Origin of the sequence: Nocardia sp. NBC_00881, assembly GCF_045207455.1 — a bacterium.
Taxonomy (GTDB): Bacteria; Actinomycetota; Actinomycetes; order Mycobacteriales; family Mycobacteriaceae; genus Nocardia.
Genome location: NZ_CP108798.1, coordinates 3,298,977 through 3,317,882 on the forward strand (window position 1 = coordinate 3,298,977; position 18,906 = coordinate 3,317,882).

Annotated in this window: 22 protein-coding genes; 7 read left to right on the forward strand and 15 right to left on the reverse strand. The window is 67.2% G+C overall.

Annotation, left to right across the window (positions count from 1 at the left end; translation table 11 throughout):
- Positions 1-29: 29 nt before the first annotated feature.
- Positions 30-587: a hypothetical protein gene (locus OH799_RS13425; RefSeq protein ID WP_406280089.1), complete on the forward strand. Its 558-nt coding sequence runs from the start codon at positions 30-32 to the stop codon at positions 585-587.
- A gap of 68 nt (positions 588-655) precedes the next feature.
- On the opposite strand, the gene OH799_RS13430 is transcribed toward OH799_RS13425, so the two are convergent.
- Complete coding sequence (locus OH799_RS13430) at positions 656-2,653, reverse strand: ribonuclease J (RefSeq protein WP_406280092.1); 1,998 nt, start codon at positions 2,651-2,653, stop codon at positions 656-658.
- Complete coding sequence (gene dapA / locus OH799_RS13435; protein ID WP_406280095.1) at positions 2,650-3,558, reverse strand: 4-hydroxy-tetrahydrodipicolinate synthase; 909 nt, start codon at positions 3,556-3,558, stop codon at positions 2,650-2,652. The genes OH799_RS13430 and dapA overlap by 4 nt, the downstream gene beginning before the upstream one ends.
- 147 nt (positions 3,559-3,705) lie before the next feature.
- On the opposite strand from dapA, the gene OH799_RS13440 reads away from it, so the two are divergent.
- Positions 3,706-4,149, forward strand: coding sequence for a hypothetical protein (locus tag OH799_RS13440; RefSeq protein WP_406280098.1), 444 nt, complete (start codon positions 3,706-3,708; stop codon positions 4,147-4,149).
- A gap of 34 nt (positions 4,150-4,183) precedes the next feature.
- On the opposite strand, the gene OH799_RS13445 is transcribed toward OH799_RS13440, so the two are convergent.
- The 8 genes from OH799_RS13445 to OH799_RS13480 all read right to left on the reverse strand — a co-directional run bounded on the left by OH799_RS13445 (position 4,184) and on the right by OH799_RS13480 (position 10,775).
- Positions 4,184-5,383: a winged helix-turn-helix domain-containing protein gene (locus tag OH799_RS13445; RefSeq protein ID WP_406280101.1), complete on the reverse strand. Its 1,200-nt coding sequence runs from the start codon at positions 5,381-5,383 to the stop codon at positions 4,184-4,186.
- A 93-nt stretch (positions 5,384-5,476) separates the two neighbouring features.
- The gene (locus OH799_RS13450) at positions 5,477-6,496 is read right to left on the reverse strand and encodes a hypothetical protein (protein WP_406280104.1); all 1,020 of its coding nucleotides are present in this window, start codon (positions 6,494-6,496) and stop codon (positions 5,477-5,479) included.
- Complete coding sequence (locus OH799_RS13455) at positions 6,489-7,811, reverse strand: ATP-binding protein (protein WP_406280107.1); 1,323 nt, start codon at positions 7,809-7,811, stop codon at positions 6,489-6,491. Before OH799_RS13455 ends, OH799_RS13450 begins: the two co-directional genes overlap by 8 nt.
- On the reverse strand, positions 7,775-8,461 hold the full coding sequence (locus OH799_RS13460) for a LuxR C-terminal-related transcriptional regulator (RefSeq protein WP_406280110.1): 687 nt from the start codon (positions 8,459-8,461) through the stop codon (positions 7,775-7,777). The genes OH799_RS13455 and OH799_RS13460 overlap by 37 nt, the downstream gene beginning before the upstream one ends.
- A gap of 104 nt (positions 8,462-8,565) precedes the next feature.
- Complete coding sequence (locus OH799_RS13465; RefSeq protein WP_406280113.1) at positions 8,566-9,018, reverse strand: flavodoxin family protein; 453 nt, start codon at positions 9,016-9,018, stop codon at positions 8,566-8,568.
- A gap of 28 nt (positions 9,019-9,046) precedes the next feature.
- Positions 9,047-9,547: a hypothetical protein gene (locus OH799_RS13470; RefSeq protein WP_406280116.1), complete on the reverse strand. Its 501-nt coding sequence runs from the start codon at positions 9,545-9,547 to the stop codon at positions 9,047-9,049.
- Positions 9,544-10,290, reverse strand: coding sequence for a 4-hydroxy-tetrahydrodipicolinate reductase (gene dapB, locus OH799_RS13475; protein ID WP_406280119.1), 747 nt, complete (start codon positions 10,288-10,290; stop codon positions 9,544-9,546). The genes OH799_RS13470 and dapB overlap by 4 nt, the downstream gene beginning before the upstream one ends.
- A gap of 29 nt (positions 10,291-10,319) precedes the next feature.
- A complete protein-coding gene (locus OH799_RS13480; protein ID WP_406280122.1) occupies positions 10,320-10,775 on the reverse strand; it encodes a MarR family transcriptional regulator in 456 nt (151 codons plus the stop codon).
- Positions 10,776-10,850: 75 nt separating this feature from the next.
- Between OH799_RS13480 and OH799_RS13485 the strand changes: the two genes are divergently transcribed.
- On the forward strand, positions 10,851-11,330 hold the full coding sequence (locus OH799_RS13485) for a MarR family winged helix-turn-helix transcriptional regulator (RefSeq protein ID WP_406280125.1): 480 nt from the start codon (positions 10,851-10,853) through the stop codon (positions 11,328-11,330).
- On the opposite strand, the gene OH799_RS13490 is transcribed toward OH799_RS13485, so the two are convergent.
- Positions 11,317-12,429 (reverse strand): alcohol dehydrogenase catalytic domain-containing protein, encoded by a 1,113-nt coding sequence (locus tag OH799_RS13490; protein ID WP_406280128.1) that lies wholly within the window; start codon positions 12,427-12,429, stop codon positions 11,317-11,319. The genes OH799_RS13485 and OH799_RS13490 overlap by 14 nt on opposite strands.
- A 326-nt stretch (positions 12,430-12,755) precedes the next feature.
- Here OH799_RS13490 and OH799_RS13495 point away from each other — a divergent pair, with 326 nt between their 5' ends.
- A complete protein-coding gene (locus OH799_RS13495) occupies positions 12,756-13,151 on the forward strand; it encodes a VOC family protein (RefSeq protein WP_406282064.1) in 396 nt (131 codons plus the stop codon).
- Between the two features lie 186 nt (positions 13,152-13,337).
- A complete protein-coding gene (locus tag OH799_RS13500; protein ID WP_406280131.1) occupies positions 13,338-13,745 on the forward strand; it encodes a hypothetical protein in 408 nt (135 codons plus the stop codon).
- A gap of 183 nt (positions 13,746-13,928) precedes the next feature.
- Here the strand turns inward: OH799_RS13500 and OH799_RS13505 are convergent, their stop codons facing one another.
- From OH799_RS13505 to OH799_RS13515, 3 genes are all read right to left on the reverse strand, one after another.
- The gene (locus tag OH799_RS13505; protein ID WP_406280134.1) at positions 13,929-14,414 is read right to left on the reverse strand and encodes an FBP domain-containing protein; all 486 of its coding nucleotides are present in this window, start codon (positions 14,412-14,414) and stop codon (positions 13,929-13,931) included.
- A 43-nt stretch (positions 14,415-14,457) separates the two neighbouring features.
- A complete protein-coding gene (locus tag OH799_RS13510; protein WP_406280137.1) occupies positions 14,458-14,763 on the reverse strand; it encodes a helix-turn-helix transcriptional regulator in 306 nt (101 codons plus the stop codon).
- Positions 14,764-14,965: 202 nt separating this feature from the next.
- The gene (locus OH799_RS13515) at positions 14,966-15,544 is read right to left on the reverse strand and encodes a TetR/AcrR family transcriptional regulator (protein ID WP_406282068.1); all 579 of its coding nucleotides are present in this window, start codon (positions 15,542-15,544) and stop codon (positions 14,966-14,968) included.
- Between the two features lie 569 nt (positions 15,545-16,113).
- On the opposite strand from OH799_RS13515, the gene OH799_RS13520 reads away from it, so the two are divergent.
- Complete coding sequence (locus OH799_RS13520; RefSeq protein WP_406280140.1) at positions 16,114-17,355, forward strand: acyl-CoA dehydrogenase family protein; 1,242 nt, start codon at positions 16,114-16,116, stop codon at positions 17,353-17,355.
- A gap of 26 nt (positions 17,356-17,381) precedes the next feature.
- Positions 17,382-18,440 carry a phosphotransferase family protein gene (locus tag OH799_RS13525; RefSeq protein WP_406280143.1) on the forward strand — a complete coding sequence of 353 codons (1,059 nt, stop codon included), beginning with the start codon at positions 17,382-17,384 and terminating at the stop codon, positions 18,438-18,440.
- Between the two features lie 5 nt (positions 18,441-18,445).
- Here OH799_RS13525 and OH799_RS13530 read toward each other — a convergent pair whose 3' ends face one another.
- Entirely contained in the window at positions 18,446-18,898 is a 453-nt protein-coding gene (locus tag OH799_RS13530) for a MaoC family dehydratase (RefSeq protein WP_406280146.1), read from the reverse strand.
- Positions 18,899-18,906 lie beyond the last annotated feature (8 nt).

Consider the following 18,906-nt stretch of genomic DNA (forward strand, 5'->3'; position numbering starts at 1 on the left):
TGTCCGGGATTCGAGTCGAAGGAAACATCGTGAAGCATCGCATTTTCCGGACCGCCGTGGCAGTCGTTCTCACCGCGGCGGCCTGCTCACTGGCCGCCTGCGCCTCCAACGACGACTCGTCGTCCCCGAGCACCAGCGCCAACCCGAGCAATACTCCGGGCGAACTGGAGGGCGGCTCGGACAAGGGTGACAAGGAGACCGGCTCCGCGCCGACCACCCCGTCCGCGCCAGCGCTGGCCAAGCCCTCGGTACAGCAGCTCAACGAGCGGCTGCAGAAGGCGTTCGATCCGAACGTGCCGAACAAGGAGAAGATCAGCTGGATCCAGGCCGCCGAGCAGGATCCCTACCTGGTCGCCAACCTGGTCGACGCGGCGAAGAAGCAGAACGTCAAGGTCGAGGTCACCAATGTGGGCGATCCGAAAGACGGCAAGCTGAAGGCCGACGCGAAAGTCACCATCGACGGCACCCCGGTGGACAACGCCTTCATCCAGTTCGTCTCCGAGGGCGGCGAATGGAAGGTCGACCACACCTTCGCCTGCAACATCGTCAAGAGCGCGAAGATCGAGTCCGCGGCCTGCGAGGAGTAACCGCGCCCGACCGAACGAAAAGCGCCGAACGGCCCCGCGCCGTCCGGCGCTTTTCGTTCGGTCGGTGGTCAGACGCCGATCACGGTCGGCACGATCATCGGGCGACGGCGATACTTGTCGGCCACCCAGCGACCGACCACCCGGCGCACACCCTGCGCGATCCGGTGGGTGTCGGTGACACCCTCTCCTGCCAGTCTCAGCAGTTCGATTTCCACCAGTTCCGCCGCGGCGATGAGCGCGGTCGGATCGTCGGAGAAGCCGCGTCCGCTCAGTTCGGGGGTGCTCACCGCCTTGCCGGTGGTTTCATCGATGGCGACGGTGATCGAGATGAAACCACCCTCGCCGAGCACGAGCCGGTCCGACAGCGTCGATTCACCGACATCACCCACCGAGAGCCCGTCGACGTACACGTGCCCGACCGTCACCCGGCCGACGATCGAGGCGATGCCGTCGACCAGATCGACCACTACGCCGTCCTCGGCGAGCACTACCCGGTCTTCGGGCACACCGGTCGACACGGCCAGAGCCGCGTTGGCGCGCAGATGCCGCCATTCGCCGTGCACCGGCATCGCGTTGGTCGGCCGCACCGCGTTGTACAGGTACAGCAGCTCGCCGGCCGACGCGTGCCCGGAGACGTGCACCTTGGCGTTCTGCTGGGTGATCACCGTGGCTCCGAGCCTGGCAAGGCCGTTGACCACGGCGAACACCGAATTCTCGTTGCCGGGGATGAGCGAGGAGGCCAGCACCACCAGGTCGTCGGCGCGGATGTTGATCTGACGGTGGTCCCCGCGGGCCATCCGCGACAGCGCCGACAGCGGCTCGCCCTGCGAACCGGTCGAGATCAGCACCAGCCGATCGCCGGGCAGCGTCGCGGCGACATCGAGGTCCACGACCACGCCGTCCGGCACGGTGAGATAACCCAGATCCTGGGCGATCTGCATGTTGCGGACCATCGAACGGCCGACGAAGCACACTCGCCGCCCGTACTTTTGGGCCACGTCGACCACTTGCTGAATGCGGTGTACGTGACTGGCGAACGACGCGACGATCACTCGGTGGCGGGCCTTGCCGATCACGGTGTCCAGCACGCCGCCGATTTCGCGCTCCGGCGTGACGAAGCCGGGCACCTCGGCGTTGGTGGAGTCCACCAGGAACAGGTCGACGCCCTCGTCGCCGAGGCGGGAGAATCCGGCAAGGTCGGTGAGTCGTCCGTCCAGCGGAAGCTGGTCCAGCTTGATGTCACCGGTGTGCAGAACAACACCGGCGGGTGTGCGGATGGCGACGGCGAGCGCGTCGGGAATGGAGTGATTGACCGCGAAGTACTCACAGCCGAACGGGCCGTGTGTGGTGTGCTGGCCCTCGGTCACCTCGATCAGCTTCGGATGCTGGCGGTGCTCCCGGCATTTCGCGGCTACCAGCGCGAGGGTGAATCGTGACCCGATGACTGGTATGTCCGGCCGCAGCCGCAGCAAAAACGGCACCGCGCCGATGTGGTCCTCGTGTCCATGGGTGAGCACGACGGCAACCACGTCGTCCATCCGGTCCTCGATGGGGCGGAAGTCGGGCAGGATCAGGTCGACGCCGGGCTGCTGGTCCTCCGGAAACAGCACACCGCAATCAACGATCAGCAGCTTGCCGCCGTACTCGAAAACGGTCATATTGCGGCCGATCTCGCCGATGCCGCCGAGGGCGAAAACGCGCAGACCCTGCTTGGGTAGGGCGGGCGGGGCGCCGAGACGGTCGTGTGCGGCGACCGGATTCGGCGGCGGAGCGGGCGCTTCGGCACGGCCACGACCGGGCTGCTGGCGTCCCCGGCCCGAACGCCGCGGCTGCCCGTCGCGCGGCGTGGGGTCCTGCTTCGCCTGGGCGGACTTCTTCGCCTTCCTCTCGGGCGGCACGGTCACCTCGGCCTGGACGGTCACCTCGGCGGGTGCCGCGGGCTCGGGATGTTCGGCGCGCTTGGGCTGTTCGGTCCGTTTCGTCTGGTCGACCGGCGTGGACGGTGCAGGCGCTCCGGAGGCACGGGACGCACCGCGGCGAGGGCGACGGGCCACAGGATCACTCATGAAATCACCCCGGCGGTCCGCAGATCGGCGGCCAGCATTTCCAGTTGCCGAGCGTCGGGCATCAGCTGTGGCAGCCGCGGTTCACCGACCTCGATGCCGAGCAGCCGCAGCCCGCCCTTACTCATCGCGACGCCGCCGAGCCGGGCCATCGCGGTGTTCAGCGGCAGCAGCGTGGCGTTGATCTCGCGGGCACGGCCCACCTCACCGGCGGTGTAGGCCGCCAGCAGCGCGCGCAACCGCTCAGGCACGAGATGCCCGATGACACTGATGAATCCGACCGCGCCCACCGAGAGCCACGGCAGGTTGAGGGCGTCGTCGCCGGAGTAGAAGGCCAGGCCGGTGTTCGCGATGAGCTCCGCCCCCATGTTCAGGTCACCCTTGGCATCCTTGACCGCGACGATGCGTGGATGCTCGGCAAGCGTGCGGATGGTGTCGCTGGCAATCGGGACGACCGACCGGCCCGGAATGTCGTACAGGGTGACCGGCAGATCGGTGGCATCTGCGACGGCGGTGAAGTGCGCGACCAAACCCGCCTGGCTGGGCCGGGAGTAGTACGGCGTCACCACGAGCAAACCGTGCGCGCCCGCGCGCTGCGCGTTGCGCGCAAGCTCGATCGAGTGCGCGGTGTCGTAGGTTCCTGCCCCCGCGATCACGGTGGCATGGTCGCCGACGGCATCGACAACGGCGCGCAGCAGGTCTGCCTTCTCCGATTCGGTGGTGGTCGGCGATTCGCCGGTGGTTCCCGAGATCGCGAGCAGGTCGACACCGCGGTCGACCAGGCGGGCCGCGAGCGCGACCCCGGCATCGACGTCGAGCTTGCCGTCGACACTGAAGGGGGTCACCATCGCGACGCCTACTGTGCCGGACGCGCGCAGCTCCGTTGGCGTCGATTCACCGTTCGTCATGGTCAGAAAGGCTACCCGGTCTAGGACACGCCCTCGACACCCTCGTCGACGTTCGGACCTGCCCGCCCGGCGAATCGCTTCCCACGACAGCACAATGATGTCGCACTTACCCTTGTAAGACATCGTCGATGACGCCACACTGATGTCATGGATCTGAACAAGTACACCACGCAACTGCGCGAGAACCTGATCGCGGCCGGCGCACTCGGCGACGAGAAGACCCAGGCCACGGCGGCAGCGCTGGCCACGGCAACGGACGGCTCGGCACGGCTGGTCTTACTCGCCGCGCTGTCCGAGTTCGCCGCCGAGGTCGGTGCAGCGCTCGGCGACCGAACGGTGCACGTGTCGGTCGACGGCACAGATGCCTCGATCGATGTGCGCAAGAGCACCGCAACCGACGAGGCACCGACGTTCGAGGAGATGACCGGCGATATCAGCCGCGTCACGCTCCGGCTGGTCGAGCAGATGAAGGCGCGCGCGGAAGAGGCTGCCGCACAGAGCGGTCAGTCGCTGAACTCGTGGCTGTCCGGCGCCGTGCACGGCGCGCTGCGCGACCAGATGCGGGGGTACGGGTCGAAACGCGACGCCTGATTCCACGGCGCGCCCGAGCCGGCCACGTCACCGGCTACAACAGCGGGGCGAGATTGCCCCGGTCACCGATCACCACCTCGTCGAGTTCGAGCCAGTCGGCCATCTCACGCAGCGCACCGGTGAGTGCGTGCGCGGTAGCCAGGGTGTCGTACCCGGGTTCGGCGAACGCCCCCGGCACCCGCAGGCGACCGGTAGATCGCTCCGCGCGCACGTCGACGCGGCCGACGAGTTCGCCGTCGAGCAGGAATGGGAAGACGTAATAGCCGTGCACCCGTTTGCGTTCCGGGGTGTAGATCTCGATCCGGTAGTGGAAGTCGAAGATCCGCTCGGTCCGAGCGCGGAAGAAGATCAGCGGGTCGAACGGGCACAGCAGCGCGGCGCCCTCGACACGGCGCGGCGTGGGCGCACCGGCCCGCAGGAAGCCGGGTTTGTCCCACCCCTCGACCGCCACCGGGATCAACTCACCCGCGTCCACCAGGTCGGCGATGGCCGGTTCGGTTTGGGTACGGTGCAGGCGGTAATAGTCGCGCAGGTCGGTCTCGGTGCCGATGCCGTGCGCGATGGCCGCGCGGCGCACCAGCTCGCGCACCGCGTCCTGTTCGGAAACAGTGCGCGCCAGCACCTCCGCCGGGATCACCCGCTCCGTGAGGTCGTAGTGCCTGGCGAACCCGACGCGTTCGGCCACGGAGAGTGAACCGGCGGCGAAAAGTTGCTCGCAAATCATCTTGGTGTCACTGAGATTCCACCAGGAACCCTTGGGTCGCGGCTTGTCCAGTTCGAGATGGCGTTCCACCTCGCCGGCGGTGGCCGCTCCGACCTCGGTGATCACGTCCACAATGTCCTTGCCCAGCGTGGGATTGCGCTCCACGACCTTGCGCATGCCGGACCAGCGCCCGTGCTGGTATTGCGACATCCGCCAGCGCATCAGCGGCCAGTCCTCGACCGGAATGAGCGCGGCCTCGTGTGCCCAGTACTCGACGAGTGCACGCGGCCGCCGCACGCCGTCGCTCCACGCGGCCTGGTCGAGCAGCGTGCGGTCATAAGCCCCGATCCGGCTGAACACCGGCGCGTAGTGCGCTCGCACCACCGCGGACACCGAATCCAGTTGCAGCAGTTGGGTTCTGTCCAGCACCCCGAGTACAGACCGCCGGGTGACCCGCGCGGGCCTGCGCGCACCGAAACCCTGCGCCGCCAACGCCGTTCGACGCGCCGCCGCCGCACTCATGTTCCGCATGAAGGGAACTTTGCCATGCGGGACCGACAGGTTTGTCGCGGCGGTCGAGCCGCCGATCGGCCCGTCGGCGCCCCCAAGCCGCTGTGGACCGCGCTAGGTCGATACGGTCACCACGCCCGCCGCGTCGATCTCCAAGCGGCGGTCCTGATCCGACGCCATCGCAAGCACGGTTGCGAGAATGCGCCGGCCGACCGGCAGGACACGGACCGTGACCGACCCTTCGTTCGCGGCGTCCAATTCGCGAGTGGCCGCTTCGATCACCTGCCGACGTACTCCGCGCGGGACTCCCGCGAAACCGCCGTCATCGAGCAGGACCACCTCCACGCCGCGCGAGCGTGCGCCACGTGCGGCGCTGCTGAGCTGGTCGGTGACCAGCTGCGGCGCCCTGAGTCCATCGCGCAGTTCGGCTTCCAGGAGTCTGCACTGCTCGCGCTCCCCCACGGTGAGCTCGTCGCCGTCGGCGATGCGCTCCAGGATCGGCCGCACCACCGCATCCAGCCTGGCCAGCTGCCGGTTCCGTTCCCCGTTCTGCGCGGCCATACCGGCCTCCGCGGCAGCGCGCATGGTCGCCTCCTCACGCAGCAGACGCAGCGAACGCTGGGTCGGGCGCATAATCGCCGCGAACAGCGACACCCCCGCGACCGTGGCGACCGGGACTATCGAGCCGACGACCACACCGGATCGCGGTCCTGCCACCACACCGACCACCGCGATCACCACACCGATACCCGCGACACCGAGCCAGGCCGCGCCCAGCCGTCCGCGCAGCACCAGCACCGCCAGCAGGTACGACGAGGCGAACGCCGTCCACACTTGTCTCGATGACCCGTGCTCCACGTCGAACGAGGTCAGGGTGGTCGCCAGAGGACCGGAGGCCGCAACGTACACGCTGGCGGGCCAGGGCAGCGGATCCACCGGGACCACCAGCACCACGACCCCGGCCGCCGCGAGCAGCACCAGCGCGGCGATCGCGGCGACCAGGCGCGATTCCGAGAAATTCCGAACCATGTACAACACGATGGTCGCCTCGAGGATGATCAGGAACAGCCAGGCCGCCCGGTCGCGCAGGCCCAGCAGATCACGCAGTCCGGACCCGGTGTCCTGGTCAGCCATCGCTACCCCACACGAGTGTCACAGTCGTGCCCTCACCCGGCTGCGATTCCACGAATCCGGCGCCGCCCGAGAGGCGGCGCATACGGCCGAGGATGCTCACCGAGATACCGAGCCGATCGGCGGGTACTTCACTCAGGTCGAAACCAGCGCCGTCGTCCCGGAACACCACGCGGATTCCGCCCGCGCTGATCGTCACGGTGACGGTACGCCGCACCTCACGTCCCGCGAACGGGGCGTGACGCAAACTGTTGCGTGCTGCCTCGGCCAGCGCCGCGGCGATCGTGCTCGCGGCCTCCACCGGCAGGTGCAGATCGTCGAATCCCGCCCAGCGGCGCGCGGTGAACCGGATGCCGGGGTTTACCTCGTGCACTGCCGAGCGCAGGAACCCGATCGCGGACTGCGCGTCCAACCGGTCGGGTTCGACCTCGCCGACCCGGCATGCGTCGAGTTGTTCCAAAGTCCGCTCGGCCTGTCGGCGCAGCACCGGCGATTCCGTTCCGCCGCGCGAAGCGTCCAGCAGAGTCGAAAGCACGGCGTCGTGGATCAGAGCGGCGAAGCGCGCCCGCTCGCGCTCCCTGGCCGCCGCGCCCGCGACCGCCGCGGCCCGACTGCTCTCTATCGCCGACTCGCGGTCGACTCGGTCGGCGGCGACCCTGGCATGGATAGCGCACCACAGAAACAACGCGCTGAGCCCGGCTGCCCTGGCGAAATCACCCAGCAGTGAGAGCATTGTGGTCTCCCGCAGCACGGCCAGATTCGCGAGCGCACCGAGTGCGGCGCTGACCAACAGGTACGCAATGGCCAGCGGCGGAGGCCAAGCAAGGACGGCCGCAAGGACACCCAGCGCGAGTACCCGGTACAGCCACACTGAGGCACCATCGGCCTCGGGCTGCGAATAGGCGAACGGGACCACCGCCATCGCGGCGACGAAACTCACGGCCGCCACACCGGCGACGTACTGGACGGCGCGGCAACTCATTCCGACCGAGACGATCGCGAGCACCGGGAACAACCCGAAGGCCAGCACCACCTCGACCACCGTCCATCCGAACGGCACGAACCGGGTTTGGTCGGCGATCTCGGGTAGCTCGACGATCGCGGCGATCACCCCCGCGATCCCGATGGCCAGACCGAGCCTGCGCAGTATGCGGCCGGAGCCGCCCTCGGACGCCTTCTCCCTGGACACCGCGGCAATTCTGCGGCGCCAACGGCTCGTACGGGGTCGGTCGAGCGGGATGGAGCGGGCGGGCTGCGGGGTGTCCAGCATGCTGGACGCGATCATCCGCGTGGATGCCGCTCGGGAACCGGTAGCCATCCGTCCTCTACCGCCCGCTTGTACAGGTCGGTCTTGGTCGGCGCCGGACGCCCGGCGTCGGCGTACTTCTGCCGGATCCGGCCGAGATAGTCGTTGACCGTTTGCTCGGACAAACCGGTCAGCCGCGCGACCCGGGACGCCTTCTCGCCGGACGCGTACAGCGTCAGCACTTCTTCCTGGCGCGGGCTCAGACCCACGTCGGACAACTGTGGATCACCATCGATGGCGGCCGCCCAGTCGGTGGTGACCACCTGTTCGCCCGACGCCGCGCGGCGCACCGCGGCAACCACGGTCGGCGCATCCTCGGACTTGCGCACTACTCCGAGCACACCGGCGCGCGCCGCGGAGCGCACCAGGAACGCGTTGTCCGCTCCGGTGAAAACCAGCACCTCGATGCCGCGGTCACGCAGTGCGCGCACGTTGTCCTCGGGTGTCGACCCGTCGGCCAGTCGCAGATCGAGCACGACCAAGTCCAGCTTCGGCGCGCCATCGGCGGCGTTCAGCAGGTCCGGCACGGTGCCAGAGGCCAGCACCAGATCGAGATCAGGTTCCGGCGCAAGCATCGCGGCGAGACCGATCGCGACGGATTCGTGGTCTTCGACCAATCCGATCCGACGCGGTGCGTTCTCGCCTCCTTCGGCCCACGTCACGTGACTCTCCAATCCCGAGTTTTCCCATATCCCCCGAACAATCGCTGTGCCAGTATGCCGGGCCGTCACTCGGAATGGTCAGACACCAGAAATCGGGGGATCCCTTACTCCATGAGTCCCGCGGCCAGCGTCGCGCCGAGTTCCCAGCACCGCTGGATGTCCTCTTTGTCGGGCGGGCCGGAGACGACCACCGTCGCGGCGACGCACTCCCAGCCCAGGCCTTTCGTCACGCGCTCCACGCCGCGCTCCGCGCCCTCGGTTCCCTCGTTGCCGTGCAGGTAGAGCCCGTACGGGCGGCCGCGGGTGGAGTCGAGGCACGGGTAGTAGAAGGTGTCGAACGCGTGCTTGAGCGCACCACTCATGTAGCCCAGATTCGCCGGAGAGCCGAGCAGGTACCCGTCGGCTTCCAGCACATCCGGTGTGGTGACGGCCAGCGCTGCCCGGCGCACAACCTCCACGCCTTCGATCTCGGGGGCGGTGGCACCGGAGACAACGGCCTCGAACATCGCTTGCATATGGGGGGACGGAGTGTGATGGACGATCAGCAACCGGGCCACAGTGCGATGGTATCGGCCCTCGCGACGGTCAGGGGTTGCCGCGCTCGTAGCGTTCCAGCGCGACCGCGCGGCGCATCGTCTCCCTGGCTCTGGCGCGGTCGCCCGCGTAGTCGTAGGCGCGCGCGAGCCGATAGGAGACACGCCAGTTGTCCGGATCGGCTTCCCATTCCGCCTTGATCTTCGCGAACAGTGCGTCGGCGGCCTCGCGCTCGATGCGGCCGGACGGGCGGTGCGGCAGCTGTGAGGTGTCGAGCTCGAGACCCTCCTGGTGGATACGCCGCGCGAGATGCTGATGCGCGAGGCCCGCGCGCACGGTCGCCGCGACAATCCACACACCCAGCAATGGCAGGATCAGCACACCGATGCCGATGATGATCGCCGCCGCGTCGCCGGAATCGATCAGGCTGAACGCGATGCGGCCGAGCAGCAGAAAATAGAAGCCCAGCACCAGCACCAGCGCGACGATCAGCGCGACGACCTTGACGATTTCCTTGTTCTGCCCGTTCGGGACCGGTTCCGCGCTGCTCACAGGTCCAGGAACGGGTCGAGCCCAACGGTGAGACCCGGGCGGTTCGCGATTTCCCGTACGGCGAGGAGCACGCCGGGGGCGAAGGACGAGCGGTCGATCGAGTCGTGCCGGATGCTGAGGGTCTCCCCCTGGGTGCCGAACAGGACCTCTTGGTGCGCGACCAGACCGGCCAGGCGCACCGAGTGCACCCGCACCCCGTCCACGTCGGCGCCGCGGGCGCCGTCCAGTTCGGACGTCGTCGCGTCGGGGCTGGGGCCTACACCCGCCTTGTCCCGGGCGGCGGCGATCAGACCCGCGGTGCGGTAGGCGGTGCCCGACGGCGCGTCCGCCTTGTTCGGATGGTGCAGCTCGATGACCTCGACCGACTCGAAGAACCGGGCAGCCTGCTCGGCGAAACGCATGGACAGCACCGCGCCGATGGCGAAGTTCGGGGCGATCAGCACTCCGGTCGTCCGGCGGTCGGCCAGCCAGCCACGCACTTCCGCCAGGCGGGCCACATCGAACCCGGTGGTCCCGACCACCGCGTGAATCCCGTGCTCCACCAGGAACTTCAGATTGCCCATCACCACATCGGGGTGGGTGAAGTCGACGACGACCTGGGTGTCGGCCGCGGTGAACCGGTCGAGAGAATCGTCCTTGTCGACGGACGCGACCAGCTCCAGATCGGCCGCCGCGTCCACCGCCGCGCAGATCGCCTGACCGACTTTGCCGCGCGCTCCGAGCACTCCGACCCGAATGGCCACCGCACCTCCTAATTCCGCTTCGGTTCGGGTCAGCCTATCGACCGCGCTGGGGTACCGGTCGGCTGACCTGCGCTCGGCGCGCCCGCCATGTTCTCCGCCATCCGCCGCAGCACCCGCACGGTCTCCGTGTACTGCTCGTCGGTGATGCCTTCGACCATCCGTCGACGCCGCTCCCTGATCCGGACCCACGCCTGATCATGCGTGCCGCGTCCTGCCTCGGTCAGCACCAACATGCCCGCGTCGTCGGCCACCCATCCCCGGTCCGTCACGGCGGCCAGTTCGCTGCTCCATTCGGAGTCGTGCGTCCAGAATGCGGCGAGTGCGTCCCTGAGGTCGTCGGCGCGCTGCGGCCCGTCCGCCAGGGAGTGCAGCATCTGCCAGTGCCTGCGGCTCAGTTCACCCGTGGCGAGGTCCTCGTCGAAGCGCTTGCTGATCAGCCGATCGAGTTCCACGAGCCAGTACCCGATCGCGCGCTGAATAGCCATCTCACTCCCAATAGATGCATTTGGACAATTACATGTATTCTTACATATACTTTCGACGCGTGGCAGAGTGATCGAATGGATCAGCACGATGCGATCACCGTGGCCGTGGAAGCGGCCATGGTCCGGATTCGGCGCAGGCAGACCCGCGGTGCGCTCGGGGGCGGCCGGGCAATACCGGTCGCCGTGTTCCGCGTCCTCGATGCTGTCGCCGACGGCGACGCCGTCACGGTCGGAGCGCTGGCCCCTGCGCTCGGTATCGACCAGCCGCGCGCGAGCCGCGTGGTGGCCCAGGCGGTTTCTTCCGGCCTGCTGGAACGGGTCGCCGATCAGCGCGACGGACGGCGCGCCGTCCTGCGCCTCACCCCTGGTGGACGCGACGCCGTGACGGACGCCAGAACGGGACGCCGTTCCGCCATGGCCGCCGCGATGGCGGACTGGACACCCGGTGAACGCGCAGAGTTCGCACGCCTGCTCGAACGGTTCGTCGACGCGATGGACCGACCCATCGGGGCCGAATCCCGACCCAGGGCCGCTGACCGCCTCAATCGAAGATGATCACCTGCCGCAGCGCGTGGCCCGCGGCGAGTTCGTCCATGGCGCGGTTGATTTCGTCGAGGCCGATGTGGGCCGAGACGAGCCGCTCGACCGGGAGGCGGCCCGAGCGCCACATACGGACGTACTCGGGAATGTCGCGGGAGGGAACGGCGGAGCCGAGGTAGCTGCCGACGATCGAACGACCCTGGGCGACCAGGGCCAGCGGCGAGATGCCGGCGCGCGCGTCCGGAGCCGGGAGTCCGACGGTGACCGTGGTGCCGCCGGGCGCGGTCGCCGCCACCGCGGTTTCGAAGGCGCGGATATTGCCCGCGGCCTCGACCACCACCTCCGCCTGCACACCGAATTCGGCGATATCGGCCGGACTATACACCGCGTCAGCGCCCAATTCCCGTGCGAGAGCAAGCTTTTCGGGAACTGTGTCGACTGCGATGACCTCGTGCCCTTCCGCCGCGAGCGAGAGCCCGACGAGTACTGCCGCCATCCCGACGCCGCCCAGACCGACCACCATGATCCGGTCCCCCAGGCCCGGCTTCGCCGAATTCAGCAGGGCGCCACCACCGGTCAGCACGGCACAACCGAGTACGGCGGCGACCTCCGGCGGCACATCGTCGTCGACCGGTACCACCGACCTGCGGTCGACGACCGCGTGGGTGGCGAAGGCGGACACGCCGAGATGGTGGTGCACCTCGGCGCCATCGCGGATCAGCCGCCGCCCGCCGCCGAGCAGTTCGCCCGCGTTGTTGGCGACGCTGCCCGGCACGCACGGCGTCCGCCCCTCCGTCGCGCAGCCCGCGCAGTCCCCACAGCGCGGCAGGAAGGTCATCACGACGCGCTGGCCGACCTCGATATCGCTGTCACCAGGTCCTATTGCCTCGACCAGCCCGGCAGCCTCGTGTCCGAGCAGCATCGGCACCGGCCGCACTCGGTTGCCGTCCACCACGGACAGATCCGAGTGGCACAGCCCCGCCGCTTCGATCCGAACCAGCAGCTCACCCGGCCCTGGTTCGCCCAGTTCCAGCTCGCATACGGTGATCGGCTCCGACTCGGCGAACGGCACCGGCGCCGCGATCCGCTCCAGGACCGCCCCACGAATCTTCATAGTGCATTTTTACAGCTGTGTTTTTGGCCGCGCGGGCGCGGCGTGTTCGCGGCGAATGCTTGGTCTCGCTCCGCTCGGAAGCGGGAGTGGGGCCGATGTGGCCGCATGCGGCGGGCAACCGCCAGATCTGGGGTCGCCGCTGCGTGTTGGCATGCTGATGGACAGGTGACCGGCGCAGGCAACCTCGACGCCGGCCGGGTCGGCCGGATGGGCACTGGCGCTCTCCATGATGACGGTGCTATTTTCTTCGATCGTGACGGTGCTCCCGTTGGCCGCCTTGTACCGAGCCCGGGGTCGGGACCGTCACGATCAGAGGAGAAATTCCACTGTCTGTACAGTTCAATCACACCATTGTCGGTTGCCACGACAATCGGGTGTCCGCCGAATTCTGGGGGGACATCCTGGGATTGGAAATCGGAACACCCTGGGGGCCGTTCATTCCGGTTCCCCTGGATAACGGCGTCACACTCGACTTCGCGAACGTGCCGCCACACGTCACCGAAATCCAACCCCAGCATTACGCATTCCTGATCTCCGAGACCGAGTTCGACACGGCCTACGCCAAGATCCAGCGCTACGGGCTGGAGCATTGGGCCGATCCCCGCCAACAAGGGGTCGGCGAGATCAACCACAACGACGGCGGTCGCGGCGTCTACTTCCTCGACCCAAGCGGTCATTTCCTGGAATTGATCACCGTTCCGTACGGCGGCTGGCCGACGTAACGACGAGGGGCGGCGTCCGCTGGCGCCGCCCCCTCGTTCGGCATCCGCTTCCGGCGGGTTGGGAGCACGCGGCCGCGTGTATTACAGCCGCGATGCGTGGATTTGGCCGCTGCGCCTGATTGCCGGCGACCGGACTCCCCCATCCGCTGCCCCTAGCCGTTCGGCAACAATCGTATGGTTTCGGGCATGGGTAAGGAGAACACACTCGATCCGCTGACCGACGTCGAGTCCGTACATGCGCTATTGGCCACCTGGCTGGGTTCGGAAGCGTCACCAGAGGTTTTGGAACAATTCGCCGCGACGCAGCACACAGAGTTCTCCATGGTCACCACCTCGGGCGCCGTGCTTGCCAAGGCAGATTTGCTCGCGGCCCTGCGAACCGCCCGAAACAGCAGTCCCGGCCTGAGGATCGAGATTGCCGAGTTCGAAGTATTGCTCGACACAGCCGATTTCACGGTGGTCCGGTTCCTGGAACGCCACCGCCACGCGGGCCGTCGATCCGATCGGCGGACGACCGCGGTCTTGGTCATCGATGCCGCGGAGCGGCGATTCCGATGGCGGACCCTGCACGAAACCGACATGTCCACCGGCTAACTGTGCTACCCATGATGACCCGGCCGGGATCAGGGAAGTACCGACCAACCCCGAGTCCTATTGCGGTGTCGCTGGACTCGGGGCGCCTCGGCAAGTCGGTCCTCGAGTGTCGGCGCATGGCATCTACCTCCGTTCGGGTGCGCAGCCCGGCGGCTGCGTGCTGGGTCGTTGTCGCGTTCGGGATCAGGTATAGAGCTTTGCCAGGAACGCGCTCATGTTGTCGCGCACCCGCTCCACCTTCTCCTCGGGCGTGAGATCTTCGCGATACCGGCTGCCGAGCGCGGGCCTCTTCTTGTTCCGCGCGTACAGCGAACAGGCGAGGTCAGTGCACATGTAGGTGCCGACCGAGTTGCCTTTTCGCCCGGATTCGCCCGCCTTGTGCGCGGTCATCAGCGAGACGCCGCCGGTGTGCGTGGTCAGGCAGATCGTGCACATCTGCGCCCGACCGGAGCCACCGGTCGCGTAGCGCAGCGCGACACCGACGAACCGATCGTCCTGTGGGACAACCAGATAGCACCGCCCGGGCAAGGACGGGTCGCCCCAGCCGAGGAAGTCCAGATCGTCCCACGGTCGGTCGTCCAGGTCGCGGGGCACGGGTAATCGCTTGGCCTCGCCTTTCGAACAGTTGACGAACGACGACCTGATATCGCGTTCGGTGACGGCGTGCATAACGAATCTCCTTCGGTTGATCGATGGGCAAACCGAAGCGACGTTACGGGCCCGCCGTGGACCCGAACAACGGATTTTGGCGCGCAAAGTGCCGCCAACGACCGTCATAGCGTGCCGTCCCGGCATCGGACCGCGCGGAGTGGGAGATGAAACAAAAAGTGCGAACAACGCGCGCAATCGGCTCGCGCGGGTCACGTACCTGGCTGATCCGATCGCTGGCCGCGAGGGCGGCGAGTTCCGCCCGCGAGGAGACGCCGAGCTTGGTGTACAGGCGCGTCAGGTGAGCCTCGACGGTCTTCTCACTCAGGTAGAGCTCGAAGCGGGAGTCGCTACGCTCAGCGCGCTGCACGTCCGCACCGACGACTGGAGTCCGATCCTATGGTCGCTGCTGGCAATGTTCGTCGTCCAAGCCGCGGCGGGCATGACGGCGCTGCGGAGCGGGCTGGAACCGCAGGCAGTGCGCACGCCCTGACCAGGCTCGGCAGTCCGCGGGATCGGTCTCCCTGGCCTCGGCGCCTCGGAGGAGGAGGTCGACCCCAGGTGTCGAGCGATCAGCTGACCGGGTCCAGTCGAAGGGCATTCCACCAGAGTCGATTCAGGGTGTCGACCAGTTGCTCGAAAGTGATCTTCTCCCGCTGTACGAACACCGTGTACGCCATCCGGCTGACCATGTTCGACAGTGCGAGCGCGGTTACCCATGGATCGAGCTCCGGATCGACCTCGCCACGTTCCTGCAGCTCGCGGATCATCGCGGTATTGCGCTCACCGAACGCCATCGCGCGCTCGTACCGCATCGCCTGAAATTTGTCGTCGATCTGCGACACCTGTTCCAGCAGAGCCATGAGGCGTGCGTTGCGGCGATAGGACAGCAGGTATTCGCGATTGGCCGCGGCGATCAACTGCCGTGGGTCTTCGATTCCCGTCCGCTGCCGCACATGCGGGTGCAGCATTTCCTCGCGCACCTGTTCGACGACGGCGGCGAAGATCTCGTCCTTGCTGTCGAAATAGGTGTAGAAGGACCCCGATGCCACCCCGGCGGCTTTGGAGATGTCACTGATCCGGGCATCCAGGTACCCCTCCCGCTCGAACACCTCCCGAGCCGCTGCCACCAAAGCGCTACGGGTCCGCATCCCGCGTTTGCTGCGCGGAGCCCCGCGGCCGGGGTCCCCCTCGGCAACGTCCTGGGCGCTCAACGTCTCACTCCATGTCGTCGGATCAGATGCTCATTTCGGGGATCGTAACAGCGCTGGCGAGCTACCCCACGGGACAGCGCCGGACGGAGAACGCACTCTACTGCTCGGCCAGGAGCCGTACAGCCAGGGGATTCGACTCGCATTACCCGACGGCTCGGAGGCATCGCCGAGACTGTCGAGTAAGGGAGAGCCGGAAGTCCGAAAAGCATCTCCAGTGCACCGAGATTTCGCACCGGCCCACAGCGTCTCGCCAACCTGCCACACCTACCTTAGTTGAATATGACGTCAAATTCGAATACGCTCGACCTGGCTACGCAGTGGAAGCGATGGCCCATGACCAGCGAGGCGGCAGTGCCCGGTGCACCCGGAATCAAGCATTCCCGATGCGGCCCGAGAACGCCGGCGTCAGAGTTGGCCGGCTCGACCGGCCATCCCAGTAACTACACAACGCCGCGCCGTCGCTCACAGCGAGCGGCACGCCCGCGCCCCGACCCATCGGAGGTCCCATGGATCCGTTCACCTCGTCCGAACGCTCCCAGCAGTATCAGCGGGAGCTGCTCGCCTTCATGGCCGAGCGCGTGTACCCAGCCGAATCGGTCTACGAGGAGCAGATGGCCGCGTCCGGCAATCCGCATCACCATCCGCGGATTCTCGAGGATCTCAAGGTCGAGGCACGCCGCCGCGGTCTGTGGAACCTCTTCCACCCGCACCCGGAATGGGGGCCGGGACTGAGCAATCTGGAATACGCTCCGCTGGCGGAGATCATGGGTCGCAGCCCCAACCTTGCCCCAGAGGCATGTAACTGCAACGCTCCCGACACCGGCAATATGGAGGTGTTCACTCTCTTCGGCTCGCAGGAGCACAAAGAGCGCTGGCTCGAGCCGCTGCTGGCCGGCACCATACGCTCGGCTTTCGCGATGACCGAACCGGCAGTGGCCAGCTCGGACGCCACCAACATCGAACTGCGCATGGAACGCGACGGCGACCACTATGTGCTCAACGGCCGAAAGTGGTTCGCGTCCAACGCGATGCACCAGAACTGCAAGGTGCTCATCGTCATGGGCAAGACCGATCCGGACGGCCCGAAGCATCGCCAGCAGTCGATGATGGTCGTGCCCATCGACGCTCCGGGTGTCACCGTCGTCCGCAACCTTCCTGTGTTCGGGTATGCGGATCGCGAGGGCCACGCGGAGATCGTCTTCGCCGACGTGCGCGTACCCGCGACCGATGTGCTGAAGGGCGAGGGCGAAGGCTTCGCCATCAGCCAGGCCCGGCTGGGCCCCGGTCGCATCCACCACTGCATGCGCGCTATCGGCATGGCCGAACGCGCCCTGGAATTGATGTGCGCGCGTGCCGAATCACGCAACACGTTCGGACAGAAGTTGAGTGAGCGCGCCAACATCCAGGACTGGATCGCAGAGGCCCGCATCGCGATCGAGCAGACCCGGCTGCTGACGCTGAAGGCCGCATGGATGATGGACACTGTCGGCAACAAGGCGGCGCGAGTCGAGATCGCCGCGATCAAGGTGGCGGCGCCCACCATGGCCCTGCAGATCATCGACCGCGCCATCCAGGTGCACGGCGGCGGCGGCGTCACCAACGATTTCCCCTTGGCCAGCATGTACGCGCACCTGCGCACGCTACGTCTCGCCGACGGGCCCGACGAGGTGCACAAACGTTCCATCGCTCGGGCCGAGCTGGGAAAGGTCCGCGCGAAGGTGGACACACCGGCCGCCTTCGGCTCATAACAGGGCACCTTCAGCGGGAGTAGGAAATGCAACACGACAGCGGGACGGCACTCATTCGTCCCACCGAGGATTCGTCGACCTTCGACATCGACGATGCGGAAATCACCGCGTGGTTGTCGATGCTGGACATAGCCTGCACCACGCCGGTTCAGGCTGTCCGGATCGGTATCGGACAGTCCAACCTGACCTTTCTGCTCACCGATGCCGACGGCCGACGCTGGATCCTGCGCCGTCCACCCTTGGGGCACCTGCTGGCGTCCGCGCACGATGTAGCTCGCGAGGCGCGGATCGTGTCCGCACTGGAACCCACCGACGTCCCCGTCCCCCGGATCCACGATGTGCGGCACGAGGGTGACACAGCATTGGTATTGATGGAGTACGTCGACGGCTTGGTGGTCGATCGGATGGACAGCGCCGTCCAGCTGACCGCCGAGCAGCGTCGCAAGACCGCCATCGCCTTGGTGCGCACGCTGGCCCGCATCCACGCCGTCGACCTGGCGGCCACGGGCCTGATCGACCTGGCCAGCCACAAGCCGTACGCCGGGCGTCAGCTGAAGCGCTGGTCCGATCAGTGGGAAAGGTCCAAGACCCGCCAGCTGCCACCGCTGGACCGGCTCACCGAACGCCTGCTGGCCGCCGTTCCCGAACAACAAGAACTCACCCTTGTGCACGGCGATTTCAACCTGCGCAACGTCATCGTCGCGCCCACTGGTGAAATCGCGGCGGTGCTCGACTGGGAACTATGCACACTCGGCGATCCGCTTGCCGACATCGGCAGTCTCCTGGCCTACTGGCCAACCGTCGGCGAACCGACCATCGCAGGCCTGGAGATCTGTACCCTGCCCGGCTTCCCCGTCCGCGAGGAGCTGATCGAGGAGTATCTCGCGGTCACCGGGCGCGATCGGCGAGCGTTGGGTTTCTGGCATGCGCTCGGGCTGTGGAAGCTGGCGATCATCGCCGAGGGCGTATTCCGTCGCACCCTCGACGATCCCCGCAATCGCGCTGCCGCGGGCACCCCGACCCGCGAACTCGTCGAAGGCCTCATCGACACCGCCGACCGCGTCGCGACCGAGGCCGGTCTCTGACGCGATCAGGGCACCAGCACCGACAGTGCCTCCGCGACACAGGCCGGTTTCTCGCCACCGTCACGTTCGATGGTTACCCGAGCTGTCACCTGAGCCCCTGCGCTGGTCTGTTTCAGCTCCACCAACTCGACACCGGCCCGCACCCGGCTGCCCACCGGTACCGGAGAAGGGAATCGAACCTTGTTGCAGCCGTAGTTGATCCCCATCTTCAGACCGTCGACTCGATAGACCTGCGACACCAGTAGTGGCAGCAGCGACAGTGTCAGATAGCCATGCGCGATGGTGGTGCCGAACGGGCCCCGAGCGGCCCGCACCGGGTCCACGTGGATCCACTGACGGTCACCGGTGGCCTCGGCGAACAGATCGACCTGCCGCTGAGTCACCGTGTACCAGTCGCTGTAGCCGAGATGGGTGTCGATGGCCTGCTCGAGTTCAGCAATTCCGTGGAACACTCTCATGTTTCGGC